The organism is Faecalibacterium sp. An122 (assembly GCF_002160895.1).
Taxonomy (GTDB): domain Bacteria; phylum Bacillota; class Clostridia; order Oscillospirales; family Ruminococcaceae; genus Faecalibacterium.
Map to the genome: position 1 here is coordinate 21294 of NZ_NFLL01000016.1, position 12135 is coordinate 33428.

Here is a 12135-nt window from a genome sequence, read left to right on the forward strand (position 1 = left end):
GGCTAAGCACAAGAGGTGAACCTACAGGGTTGGAGGAAATCAAAACAATAAAAATATTTTTACCATTTACTTGGCATGCCGTTTGACCAGGGTCAAAAATGCAGGGCCATACCGGGCGGCCTTCATTTCACCAATGCCGCTGATTTGCAGCAGGTCTTCCTTGGTGGTGGGACGGCGGGTGCAGATATCCCGCAGGGTGGCGTCGGAGAAAACCATAAAGGCCGGCAGTTTTTCCTTGCGGGCCAGCTCCTTGCGCAGGGCATAGAGGGCGGCCAGAAGTTCCTCGTCCTGGGTGCTGAGGGTGAGGCGGGCGGCCTCCCGGCTGGCCTTGCGGCGGTTGGGATCGGTTGTGGGGTCGTTGGGGTCGGGCGCACGGCGCTGGGGCACAGGCACCTTGACGGCCAGGCAGTTGGAACAGTTGTTGCAGGTCATGGGGCTCTTTTCTCCAAAATAGCGGAGCAGATCCGCCCGCAGGCACCGCCGGGTGGTGGCGTAAAACGTCATGTACTTGAGCCGTTCCCGGGCCTGTTCGGCCACGGCCTGGCGCACCTCGTCGGGCTGGTCGCCGGATTGTTCCTCCCGGTCAATGAGGTACTGGGCAATCCGCACGTCGCTGGGGGCGTAGAACAAAACGCAGCGGGCCGGGTCCCCGTCCCGGCCGGCGCGGCCCGCCTCCTGATAGTAGCTCTCGATATCCTTGGGCATATTGTAATGGAGGACAAAGCGGACGTTGGGCTTATCGATGCCCATACCGAAGGCGTTGGTGGCCACCATCACCTGGATGCGGTCATAGAGGAAGTCCTCCTGGTTTTTCTTGCGCTCCTCCGGGGACATTCTGCCGTGGTAGGGCGCCGCCGCAATTCCCACCTGGGACACCAGGTTGGTCACTTCCCCCACCTGGCGGATGGTACTGCAATAGATGATGCCGGGGGCATCTCCCTCCTCCAGTAGGAACTTCACCAGGGCGTGGGGCTTCTCCCCCGAGATCACCCGCATGGTCTCAAACCGCAGGTTGGGCCGGTCAAAGCCGGTGGTCAGGCGGAAGGGCCGCTCCAGATCCAGCTTGTCCTCGATGTCCTCCTTAACCCGGATGGTGGCGGTGGCGGTAAAGGCGCTGACCACCGGGCGGGTGGGCAGCTGGCGGACAAAATCCTGAATCTGCAGGTAGCTGGGCCGGAAATCATGGCCCCACTGGCTGATGCAGTGGGCTTCGTCCACCGTCACCATGCTGATGGGCTGTTCTTCGGCAAACCGCAGAAATCCCGGCATCTGGAGCCGTTCGGGCGCCACATAGATGATTTTGTACCGGCCCTCCTGGGCGCGGCGGAGCATCAGGGCCTTCTGGTTGTCGTTGAGGCTGTTGTTCAGGTAGGCCGCCGGCACGCCTGCCGCCACCAGCGCCCGGACCTGGTCCTGCATCAGGCTGATGAGGGGGCTGACCACCAGGGTGATCCCCGGCATCATCAGGGCCGGCACCTGGTAACAGATGGACTTGCCTGCGCCGGTGGGCATCACCGCCAGCACATCCCGCCCCGACAGAATCGCCTCCACGATCTCTTCCTGTCCCGGGCGGAAACGGTCGTAGCCGAACACCCGTTTTAAAACGCTGTACTGATCCTCCATGATGGCCCTCCCTTCGGTCAATCGGTATGCAGTATACCACATTTTTTGTTTTGGGGCCAGCGGTCCGCATTTTATGACTTGTTTTCACGAGTTTTTAGCGGATTTTCCAGCATTTTTGGGTTTTTGAGGTCTTTGGAGCGGATAGATTTTTGCCTCATGACATGGTATAATAGTTGTAACGCGGACACTGGACGGAACGATGCCCCCTGGGCGCCATTCCCATCCGCCCCGGTGCGGAAGGTTATCTCGCATCTGACCGGGATCTGCGGCTGTCCCGCCAACGTCTATCCATCCAAAACGAGGTTAAACAATTATGGATCAAAAACTCATCACCTTTGCCGTGCCCTGTTACAACTCCGCGGCCTATATGCGTCACTGTGTCGACACCCTGCTCACCGCCGGGGAGGACGCCGAAATCATCCTGGTGGACGACGGTTCCACCAAGGACGAAACCCCCGCCATCTGCGACGAATACGCCGCCAAATACCCCACCATCGTCCGGGCCATCCACCAGGAGAACGGCGGCCACGGCGAGGGCGTCAACCAGGGCATCCGCAATGCCACCGGCATTTATTATAAGGTAGTGGACAGCGACGACTGGCTGGACACCGAGGCCCTGGAAAAGGTGCTGAACCGGCTCCGCCTCCTGCTCCACCGCGGCACCGCCCCCGACCTGATGTTCTGCAACTACGTCTATGAGCACGTGGAGGACGGCACCAGCCACACCGTCCGCTACACCAACGTGTTCCCCCAGAACCGTCTGTTCTCCTGGATGCACGTGGGCCACTTCCGCCCCGACCAGAACATCCTGATGCACTCGGTCATCTACCGCACCGAGGTGCTCCGCCGCTGCGGCATGGTGCTGCCCAAGCACACCTTCTATGTGGACAACATCTTTGTCTACCAGCCCCTGCCCTACGTCAAGAGCATGTATTACATGGATCTGGACCTGTACCGCTACTTCATCGGCCGGGCCGACCAGAGCGTCAACGAGAGCGTCATGGTCAAGCGGGTGGACCAGCAGCTGCGGGTGACCCGGTACATGATCGACTGCCAGGATCTGGACGCCCTGCCCCCCGAGCAGCACCGCCTACGCAGCTACATGAGCCAGTATCTGTCCACCATGATGGCCATCAGCGACATCTTCCTGATTCTGGACGGCAGCCCCGAGGCCAAGGTCAAGAAGGCCGATCTGTGGGCCTACCTGCGGGCCCATGTGAGCCCCCGGGTTTACCGCCGGGTCAAGCTGTCCCTGGGCGGCGCCACCAACCTGAAAATCCCCGGCGGCGACAAGGTCACCATCTTCGGCTACCGTCTCGCCCGCAAGATTGTCAAGTTCAACTGATCGTTTTTTCCGCCCCCGGCCCGCCGCCGGGGGCTTTTCTTGAAGCCTGGCCCCGCCGGCGTTGGCACTTCCGGCGAAAAAGCCAAAAAATCCTGCTGAAAATCAGTGAATCCGTCATTGTACAGCCGGGGCCAAAGGGTGTATTATTATAGTAAGCTGTTGTTGGATACAACATTTCAGAGAAGCGTACCAATCGGACACAAGGAGGATATCATCTATGGCGTTACACGTTCTGGACGAAGCCAACCGCTGCCTGGGGTGCAAAAAGCCCATGTGCCAGCAGGGCTGCCCCATCAGCACCAACATTCCCGAAGTCATCCGCCTGCTGAAGGCCGGCGAGATGGACAAGGCGGGCCGGATGCTGTTTGAAAACAACCCCCTGACCACCGTCTGCAGCCTGGTCTGCGACCACGAAAAGCAGTGCGAGGGCCATTGCATCCGCAACCGGATGCCCTCCCACGACCCGGTACACTTCTCGGTGATTGAGAACTACATTTCCACCACCTACGCCAACAAGATGGTGGCCGGCCCCGCCCCCAAGAACGGCATGCGGGCCGCCATCATTGGTTCCGGCCCGGCCGGCCTGACCATTGCGGTGCTGCTGGCCCGGTGGGGTTACGACATCACCATCTTTGAGGCCCGGGACAAGATCGGCGGCGTCATGCGGTACGGCATCCCCAACTACCGCCTGCCCGACAGCGTCCTGGACGACTTCCAGTACCGTCACCTGGAGCTGAAGGGCATCAAGGTCCGCACCAACACCGAAATCGGCCGCACCCTCACCATCGACGACCTGTTCCGGGACGGCTACAAGAGCATTTTCATCGGCGCCGGCCTGTGGAAGGCCAACGCCATGCACATCAAGGGCGAGAGCCTGGGCAATGTGGCCTTCGGCATCGACTACCTGGCCAACAGCAAGGCCTTCCGGCTGGGGGACAATGTGGCGGTCATCGGCGTGGGCAACTCGGCCATGGACTGCGCCCGCACCGCCATCCGCAACGGCGCCCGCCACGTCACCTGCTACGCCCGCCGGGACGAGAGCTGCATCAGCGCCTCGGCCTATGAGGTCAGCTACGCCAAGCTGGAGGGCGTGGGCTTCCGGTTCTGCAAGGCCCCGGTGGAGATCCGGGACGACGGCCTGATCTGCCGCGACACCGTCAAGGGCGAGGACGGCCGTTTCACCCAGGTGGAGGGCAGCGAGAAATTCTACGCCCACACCGGCGTCATCATCTCGGTGAGCCAGGGCTCCGAGAGCAGCCTGATTCAGACCACCACCGGCATCGACACCAACCAGAAGGGCCTGCTGACGGTGGATCCCAGCGGCCGCACCACCCGTCCCGGCGTCTTTGCCGGCGGCGACGCCGTCAAGGGCGCCCGCACCGTGGTGGAGGCTGTGGCCATGGCCAAGGACGTGGCCGTCGCCATGGACGAGTATATGAAGTCCCTGCCCGCCGACGATGCCGCCGATCCCTACGCCAACATCCCGGTCTTTGACACCCCCACCTCCGACGTGCTGGGGGAGCAGGATCTGAAGATCTGATGCACAGGGATTTCACTTGACCTCTCTGGGCCTTTTTGATAGAATAAAGTTGTCCCGCGTCTGCTGGTTTCGGCGGACGCGGGGCTTTTCTTTTTTGCCTTGTTCCGGGGAAAATCCTTTTTCCTGGATAGGTCCGGACCCGAGGCCCATATCATACTTTTGTGCGGGCCTTCTCCGGGCTTTGATTTCTTTCCGTTTGCGTGGCATACTGCATCAAGGAGGTGTCTGCCATGAATCACCGCAGCGAAACGCTCCGCATTCTGCGGACCGCCCTGGCCCTGGTGGCCGGCAACGCCCTTTACTCCCTCACCGTGGTCCTGTTCCTGATTCCCTCCGGCCTGATTACTGGCGGCGCCACCGGCATCGCCCTGGCCGCCAACCGCGTCAGCGGCCTGCCGGTGTCGGGGGTGCTTCTCTTTGTCAACGTCCTGATGCTGGTGGTGGGCTGGGTCCTGCTGGGCCGCCGGTTCGCCATCTCCACCCTGGCCAGCACCTTTCTGTCCCCCCTCACCCTGGCCATCTGGGAGGGACTGTTCCAGGATTACGTCCTCACCGACGACCTGCTGCTGTGCACCATCTTCGCTGGGCTGGGCATCGGCATTTCTCTGGGCATCGTCATCCGCACCGGCGGTTCCACCGGCGGCATGGACATTCCCCCGCTGGTTCTCCAGAAGTATTTCCGCATCCCGGTGGCGTTCAGCATGACCTTCTTTGACCTCACCATCCTGATGGCCCAGGCCGTCTCCAGCCCCAAGGAACAGGTGCTCTACGGCATCGTGCTGGTGTTTGTCTACTCCACCGTCCTGGATAAGGTCATCATGATGGGCGAGCACCGCACCGAGGTCAAGATCATCAGCGCCCACACCGACGAAATCCGTTCGGTAATCCTCTCGGAGCTGGACCGGGGCGTCACCCTTCTGTCCGCCGAGGGCGGCTATCTCCGCCAGCCCGGCCAGCTGCTGCTGACCGTCATCTCCAACCGCCAGCTTCCCCGGCTGGAAAAGTTGGTCCGGGCCATCGACCCCGCCTGCTTTATGGTGGTCAACGAGGTCACCGAGGTCCGGGGCCGGGGCTTCTCCCTGGAAAAAGACTACCGAGAATAACCTTTACAACAAAAGCGCCCTTCCAAACCGGAAGGGCGCTCTTTTGTTCGATGCTGTTTTGGTTGGGATCAGGCCACCTGAGCGCCTTCCCGCAGGGTTGCCAGGACCCGGTCCTGGAGGGCCAGCAGATGGACATAGCCCTCGCCCATGGTCTCGGTGTAGCTGGCGTAGGTCTCCAGATCGGCGTCGGTGGGGGCCAGATTCAGGCTCTCGGCCACCGCCTGGAAGATCAGCAGCTGGTTGCAGGAGGTCAGGATATCCTGCTCGGTGTCGGCCAGCAGGGCGTCGGCGCTGTCGTAGCCCAGGAAGCCGGACAGGAACTCATCCAGGGTGCTGTAGCCGAACATGGATGCGTAGTTGTTGTAGTAGCTCAGCTGGCTGTTCACCTGGTAGTTCAGCACCACGTCGGGAATGCTGGACACCTTGGACTCCTCGGTCAGGTAGTCCACAATGGCGTTGGTCAGGTTGGACTGGTACAGGGCATCGTAGAAGTACTGGTCCACCTGGTCCACGGTGTGCAGGTCGTTCAGCTCGCCGAAGTTCTCCTCCACCCAGGCGTCGGTGGCCTCGGGCAGGACGCTGACCGACAGGCTGTTCAGGGTGACGTTGAAGACGGCTTCCTTGCCCGAGAGGGTGATGGTGTTGCCGGCCTCATCGGTGGAGTCGCCGTAGTCGTCGGGGAAGGTGACGGTCACATCGAAGTTGTCCCCCACGTTGTGGCCGATGATCTGGTCCTCAAAGCCGGCGATGAAGGTGCCGCTGCCCAGGGTCAGGTCATAGCCCTCGGCGGTGCCGCCGGTAAAGACCACGCCGTCCACCGTACCGCTGTAGTCGATGTTGGCGATGTCCCCCTCCTCAGCTGCCCGGCCGGTGACCGGCTGATTGATGCGGTAGCTGTCCAGCAGGCTGTCCCACTGGGCCTGGAGATCCTCCTCCGAGGGCTCCACGTCGGACTTGCGCAGGGAGATGGAGGCAAAGTCCTCGGGCAGGGTCACATAGTCCAGGGCGGTGACCCCTTCCCAATGGCCGTTGGTGTCGAGGCCCTGGCTGTAGGTAAAGTTCTGATAGTCGTAATTGGCGGCGGGGCCCAGCACCGAGCTGGTGGCCTCCGAAGAGGACGCGCCGCAGCCGGCCGCCGAAATCGCCAGCGCCAGCGCCGCGGCCAGCGCCGCAGCAGAACGAAGATGCTTCAAGTGAAAAACCTCCTGATGACAGGGGCGCAGCGGGCCGCCGCGCCGGTTGTATTGGGTGCAAAAGATCTGCCCGGGCCGGGCAGGATGTACTTCAGTATAGCGGACAATTGTAAAAAAAGAAAGTTCTTTTACAAAATTCCCATAAACTTTCCCCATGGCGGTCTCTGCGGCTGGAAAAGCCCGCCCCCTTTGTGCTACAATAGAAAAAACGTCAGCCATATGGAGGAGGATTCTATGGATTACAATAAAGCAGCTCTCGAAATGCACGAGACCCACCACGGCAAGGTGGGCATTGTCAGCAAGGTGGAGGTCAAGACCCGGGACAATCTGTCCACCGCCTACACCCCCGGCGTGGCCGAGCCCTGCCGCAAGATTGCCGCCAACCCCGAGGACGTCTACCGCTACACCTTTAAGAACAACATGGTGGCGGTGGTCTCCAACGGCACCGCCGTGCTGGGCCTGGGCGACATCGGCCCCGAAGCCGCCCTGCCGGTGATGGAGGGCAAAGCGGTCCTGTTCAAGCAGTTCGGCGGGGTGGACGCCTTCCCCGTCTGCATCAACGCCCCCGACGCCGCCAGCGTCATCGCGGCCTGCAAGGCCATCGCCCCCACCTTCGGCGGCATCAACCTGGAGGACATCAAGAGCCCCGAGTGCTTTGAGATCGAGCAGGTGCTGGAGAAGGAGCTGGACATCCCGGTCTTCCACGATGACCAGCACGGCACCGCCATTGTGGTGACCGCCGCCCTCATCAACGCCCTGCGGGTGGTGGGCAAAAAGATGGAGGAGGCCCACATCGTCCTGAACGGCCCCGGCGCCGCCGGCACCGCCATCATCAAGATGCTGATGACCGCCGGCGCCAAGGACATCATCGCCGTGGACCAGTTCGGCACCCTGTACAAGGGCTGCAACAGTGCCGAGGCCCACAAGAACTGGCTGGGCGAAGTCACCAACCCCCGCCAGATCAAGGGCGGCCTGGCCGAGGCCATTGAGGGGGCCGACGTGTTCATCGGCGTGTCCAAGCCCGGCTGCCTGACCACCGAGATGTGCCGCCACATGGCCAAGGACGCCATCGTCTTTGCCATGGCCAACCCCACCCCCGAGATCATGCCCGACGAGGCCAAGGCCGGCGGTGTGCGGGTGATTGCCACCGGCCGCAGCGACTTCCCCAACCAGGTCAACAACGTTCTGTGCTTCCCCGGCCTGTTCAAGGGCGCCCTGTCGGTGCGGGCCCGGGACATCAACGATTCCATGAAACTGGCCGCCGCCTACGCCATCGCCGACCTGATCACCGACGAAGAGCGCAGCGACGAGTACATCATCCCCAACGCCTTTGACCCCCGCGTGGCCGAGAGCGTGGCCAACGCCGTGGCCCAGGCTGCCCGGGAGACCGGCGTGGCCCGGCTGTAAGGAGGGAACGCCATGAGAACCATCCCCGCCCAGCGGATCACCGAGGCGGTGGCGGCCCTGTGCATTGAGGCCAACACCCATCTGCCCGCCGACGTGGAAGCCGCTCTGCAGGCGGCCCGGGCCTCCGAGCCCTGGCCTCTGGCCCAGACCACCCTGGGCCTGTTGTGCGACAACCTGACCGCCGCCGGCGAGGCCGGCCTGCCTATCTGCCAGGACACCGGCATGGCCTGTGTCTTTGTGGAGCTGGGCACCGACGTCCACATTGAGGGGGACTTTGAGGCCGCCATCCACGAGGGCGTCCGCCGGGGCTACACCGACGGATACCTGCGCAAGAGCATTGCCGCCGATCCCCTCCGCCGGGGCAACACCGGCGACAACACCCCCGCCGCCATCACCGTCCATCTGGTCAACGGCGAGGGCTGCACCATCACCGTGGCCCCCAAGGGCTTCGGCAGCGAGAACATGAGCCGCATCGGGATGCTCAAGCCCGCCGACGGCGTGGAGGGATTCAAGCAGTTTGTGGTGGACACCGTCCGCCAGGCTGGCTCCAACCCCTGCCCGCCGGTGATTCTGGGCGTGGGCGTGGGCGGCAGCTTTGACAAGGTGGCCTATCTGGCCAAGAAAGCCCTGCTGCGTCCCCTGGATGTTCCCAATCCCGACCCCTACTACGCCGACCTGGAAAAGGCCCTGCTGGAGGAAATCAACGCGCTGGGCATCGGGCCCCAAGGCTTCGGCGGCCGCACCACCTGTCTGGGCCTGGCCATCGAGCAGATGCCCACCCATGTGGCCGGCCTGCCGGTGGCGGTGAACGTCTCCTGTCACGTCACCCGCCGGGCCACCGCCCAGCTGTGAGCCGCCGGCCCAGCCATTCACCTGTTTACAAGCAAGGAGTCGAACCCCTATGGAATACAAACTGACAGCCCCCTGCACAGCAGAAGACCTGGCCCCCCTGCGGGCCGGGGACACCGTGCTGCTGTCGGGGGTGGTGTACACCGCCCGCGACCAGGCCCACAAGCGGATGATGGAGGCTCTGGACGCCGGCGAGGCCCTGCCCTTCCCCATTGAGGGCAGCGCCATCTACTACGTCGGCCCCACCCCCGAGCGGCCCGGTCAGGTCATCGGCTCGGCGGGTCCCACCACCTCGGGCCGCATGGACGCCATGTCCCCCCGTCTGCTGGACCTGGGCAACAAGATCATGATCGGCAAGGGCAAGCGCAGCGACGCCGTCAAGGCCGCCGTCCAGCGCAACGGCGCCGTCTATCTGGCCGCCCTGGGCGGAGCCGGCGCCCTGATGGCCAAGAGCGTGGAATCGCTGGAGGTCATCGCCTGGCCCGATCTGGGCTGTGAGGCGGTCCGCCGGCTCACCGTCCAGGATATGCCTCTGACCGTCATTCTGGACAGCGTGGGAGGCGACCTGTACCAGGCCGGCCCTGCCGCCTATCTGGCCAGCCTGTAACGGCCTGAAACCGGCCCCCTGACCTTGCGTTACGACGCCGGTTGTGGTACTCTTATCATAATCCCATCATCACCTGCCCGCCGGGCAGAAAACAGGAGGCAGAACCAATCATGACCATCCACCAGTCCGCAGAAGATTACCTGGAAACCATCCTGATGCTGACCGAGCGTCAGGGCAAGGTGCGCTCCATCGACGTTGTCAATGAGCTGGGCTTCACCAAGGCCAGCGTCAGCATCGCCATGAAAAAGCTGCGCGAAAACGGCTACATCGCGGTGGACGGCGAGGGCAATCTGACCCTGCTGCCGCCGGGCAAAGAAATCGCAGAGCGGATCTACAGCCGTCACCGCCTGCTGACCCACTTCTTTATGCAGCTGGGAGTGGACGAAAAGACCGCCGCCGAGGACGCCTGCAAGGCGGAACACATCCTCAGCGAGGTCACCCTGGAGAAAATCCGCCAGCGCGCCCTCCTCACCGACGCCGAGAGCACCTGCCAGGGCGAATAAGTCCCCATCGTTTCCACAGCGCCAAAAACAACAAAAAGCCCGCCGTCCCGAAAACCAGGACGGCGGGCTTTTTATGATTCAGATTGGATGGAAAAATCCCTTACTTTGCCTTGGGGCCAGCGTTGGCGATCTCAGCGGCCATGTGGGGATACTTCTTGGAGAAGTTGTCCTCGAACATCTTGGCCAGCTTGTTGGCCTGCTCGTCGTAAGCAGCCTTGTCAGCCCACATGCCGCGGGCATCCAGCATCTCGGCGGGCACGCCGGGGCAGCTGGTGGGATAGTCCACGTTGAAGACGTCGTGATGCTTGAACTCCACGTTGTCAAAGTCGCCGTTCAGAGCAGCGGAGACCATGGCGCGGGTGTAGCTCAGCTTCATGCGCTTGGCGCCTGCAGCTGCGCTGCCGCCTGCCCAGCCGGTGTTGACCAGGTAGACCTTGGTGCCGTAAGCATCCAGCTTGTCGCCCAGCATCTTGGCGTAGACCTGGGGATCCATGGGCATGAAGGGCTCGCCGAACAGGGTGGAGAAGGTGGGCTGGGGCTCGGTGATGCCGCGCTCGGTGCCGGCCAGCTTGGAAGTGAAGCCGGTGACGAAGTGGTACATGGCGGCTTCCTTGCTCAGACGGCTGATCGGAGGCAGAACGCCGAAGGCGTCAGCGGTCAGGAAGATGACCACCTTGGGGATGCCGCCCTCGCCGGGGATCTGAGCGTTGGAGATGTAGTCCACGGGGTAGCCCACGCGGGTGTTCTCGGTCAGGCTGTCGTCGTCAAAGTTCAGCTCGCGGGTCTCGGGGTCCATGACCACGTTCTCCACCAGAGAACCAAACTTGATGGCGCGGAAGATGTCGGGCTCGTTCTCCTCTTTCAGGTTGATGCACTTGGCGTAGCAGCCGCCCTCAAAGTTGAAGATGCCGTCGGGGCTCCAGCCGTGCTCGTCGTCGCCGATCAGCTTGCGGGCGGGGTCAGCAGACAGGGTGGTCTTGCCGGTGCCGGACAGGCCGAAGAAGACGGCGGTCTCGTGGGTCTCGGGGTCCATGTTGGCCGAGCAGTGCATGGGCAGGACGTTCTCCTTGGTCATGACGTAGTTCATGGTGGAGAAGACGCTCTTCTTGATCTCGCCGCTGTACTGGCTGCCGGCGATGACGATGAGGTGAGCCTCATAGTCGATCATGATGGCGGCCTCGCTGTTGACGCCGTCCACAGCGGGATCGCACTTGAAGCCGGGGGCCACCAGCATGGTGTAGTCAGCCTCGCCGTACTCGGCCAGCTGCTCTGCGGTGGGGCGGATCAGCAGCTGGTGGATGAACAGGTTCTGGCTGGCCAGCTCATTGATGATGCGGAACTTCTTGGTGTACTTGGGGTCTGCGCCGGCGTAGCCGTCGAAGATGAAGATCTCGCGGCCCTGCAGGTAGGCAGCCACTTTGCCCTTGATGGCGTCGAACTTCTCGCGGCTGATGGGGCGGTTGACCTTGCCCCAGGCGATGTCATTGTGCACACCCTCGGTGTCCACAATGAACTTGTCGTTGGGCGAGCGGCCGGTGTACTTGCCGGTGGTCACCACCAGGGCGCCGGTCTTGCTCAGGCTGCCCTCGCCGCGGCGCAGTGCAGCCTCAGTCAGCTGTGCAGGGGTCAGGTTGCGGTACACGGCCTTGGGGCCAATGATGCCGTATTTCTCAATGCCATACGTTTCCATTGCTTACGTCCCTCCGTTTAGTGTTTATCCATAGACAAGACGCCGCCCTGCATCCCGCCAGGCGGCACATACCTATCTGGTCAGTGTAATTATACCACATTTTTCCCGCACATTACAAGGGCACAAGCCGCTTTTTGGATGCTCCCACAACAAAAGGGGCAGAGATTGCCAAATGTTTGTCTATCTCCCCGGCAGGCGTAAACTTTTTGTGAACATCCGGTTTTCCGGCCCTTTCCCCTTGACAGAAAGGCGGGAAAGGAATATACTATTAGCAG

The 12135-nt window shown here is 62.4% G+C and carries 10 protein-coding genes; 7 read left to right on the top strand and 3 right to left on the bottom strand.

The features are described 5' to 3' along the window. Nucleotides 1-66: 66 nt before the first annotated feature. Nucleotides 67-1623, bottom strand: a complete 1557-nt coding sequence (locus tag B5E67_RS10230) for an ATP-dependent DNA helicase RecQ (protein ID WP_087385152.1) — start codon at nt 1621-1623, stop codon at nt 67-69. 313 nt (nt 1624-1936) lie between these two features. Here B5E67_RS10230 and B5E67_RS10235 point away from each other — a divergent pair, with 313 nt between their 5' ends. The 3 genes from B5E67_RS10235 (at nt 1937) to B5E67_RS10245 (ending at nt 5611) form a co-directional block, all read left to right on the top strand. Continuing rightward, nucleotides 1937-2968, top strand: a complete 1032-nt coding sequence (locus tag B5E67_RS10235) for a glycosyltransferase family 2 protein (protein WP_087366787.1) — start codon at nt 1937-1939, stop codon at nt 2966-2968. A gap of 217 nt (nt 2969-3185) precedes the next feature. Beyond that, nucleotides 3186-4508: an NAD(P)-dependent oxidoreductase gene (locus B5E67_RS10240; RefSeq protein ID WP_087248312.1), complete on the top strand. Its 1323-nt coding sequence runs from the start codon at nt 3186-3188 to the stop codon at nt 4506-4508. A gap of 230 nt (nt 4509-4738) precedes the next feature. Beyond that, on the top strand, nt 4739-5611 hold the full coding sequence (locus B5E67_RS10245) for a YitT family protein (protein ID WP_087385154.1): 873 nt from the start codon (nt 4739-4741) through the stop codon (nt 5609-5611). A 68-nt stretch (nt 5612-5679) separates the two neighbouring features. Here B5E67_RS10245 and B5E67_RS10250 read toward each other — a convergent pair whose 3' ends face one another. After that, entirely contained in the window at nt 5680-6804 is a 1125-nt protein-coding gene (locus B5E67_RS10250) for an FKBP-type peptidyl-prolyl cis-trans isomerase (RefSeq protein ID WP_242956935.1), read from the bottom strand. A gap of 234 nt (nt 6805-7038) precedes the next feature. Here B5E67_RS10250 and B5E67_RS10255 point away from each other — a divergent pair, with 234 nt between their 5' ends. The 4 genes from B5E67_RS10255 to B5E67_RS10270 all read left to right on the top strand — a co-directional run bounded on the left by B5E67_RS10255 (nt 7039) and on the right by B5E67_RS10270 (nt 10170). Beyond that, nucleotides 7039-8211 (top strand): malic enzyme-like NAD(P)-binding protein, encoded by a 1173-nt coding sequence (locus B5E67_RS10255; protein ID WP_087385156.1) that lies wholly within the window; start codon nt 7039-7041, stop codon nt 8209-8211. Between the two features lie 12 nt (nt 8212-8223). Beyond that, entirely contained in the window at nt 8224-9063 is an 840-nt protein-coding gene (locus tag B5E67_RS10260; protein ID WP_087385158.1) for a fumarate hydratase, read from the top strand. Nucleotides 9064-9112: 49 nt separating this feature from the next. Further along, a complete protein-coding gene (locus B5E67_RS10265; RefSeq protein ID WP_087248319.1) occupies nt 9113-9667 on the top strand; it encodes a Fe-S-containing hydro-lyase in 555 nt (184 codons plus the stop codon). Nucleotides 9668-9777: 110 nt separating this feature from the next. Next, entirely contained in the window at nt 9778-10170 is a 393-nt protein-coding gene (locus B5E67_RS10270; protein ID WP_087248321.1) for a metal-dependent transcriptional regulator, read from the top strand. Nucleotides 10171-10270: 100 nt separating this feature from the next. Here the strand turns inward: B5E67_RS10270 and pckA are convergent, their stop codons facing one another. Next, the gene (gene pckA, locus B5E67_RS10275) at nt 10271-11860 is read right to left on the bottom strand and encodes a phosphoenolpyruvate carboxykinase (ATP) (RefSeq protein ID WP_087245917.1); all 1590 of its coding nucleotides are present in this window, start codon (nt 11858-11860) and stop codon (nt 10271-10273) included. Nucleotides 11861-12135 lie beyond the last annotated feature (275 nt).

What these genes read in the sequence shown, in the direction of transcription:
- B5E67_RS10265 (WP_087248319.1), top strand. Translation starts at nt 9,113, where the DNA reads ATGGAATACAAACTGACAGCCCCCTGCACAGCAGAAGACCTGGCCCCC.
- B5E67_RS10245 (WP_087385154.1), top strand. Translation starts at nt 4,739, where the DNA reads ATGAATCACCGCAGCGAAACGCTCCGCATTCTGCGGACCGCCCTGGCC.
- pckA (WP_087245917.1), bottom strand. Translation starts at nt 11,860, where the DNA reads ATGGAAACGTATGGCATTGAGAAATACGGCATCATTGGCCCCAAGGCC.
- B5E67_RS10235 (WP_087366787.1), top strand. Translation starts at nt 1,937, where the DNA reads ATGGATCAAAAACTCATCACCTTTGCCGTGCCCTGTTACAACTCCGCG.
- B5E67_RS10270 (WP_087248321.1), top strand. Translation starts at nt 9,778, where the DNA reads ATGACCATCCACCAGTCCGCAGAAGATTACCTGGAAACCATCCTGATG.
- B5E67_RS10255 (WP_087385156.1), top strand. Translation starts at nt 7,039, where the DNA reads ATGGATTACAATAAAGCAGCTCTCGAAATGCACGAGACCCACCACGGC.
- B5E67_RS10260 (WP_087385158.1), top strand. Translation starts at nt 8,224, where the DNA reads ATGAGAACCATCCCCGCCCAGCGGATCACCGAGGCGGTGGCGGCCCTG.
- B5E67_RS10240 (WP_087248312.1), top strand. Translation starts at nt 3,186, where the DNA reads ATGGCGTTACACGTTCTGGACGAAGCCAACCGCTGCCTGGGGTGCAAA.
- B5E67_RS10230 (WP_087385152.1), bottom strand. Translation starts at nt 1,623, where the DNA reads ATGGAGGATCAGTACAGCGTTTTAAAACGGGTGTTCGGCTACGACCGT.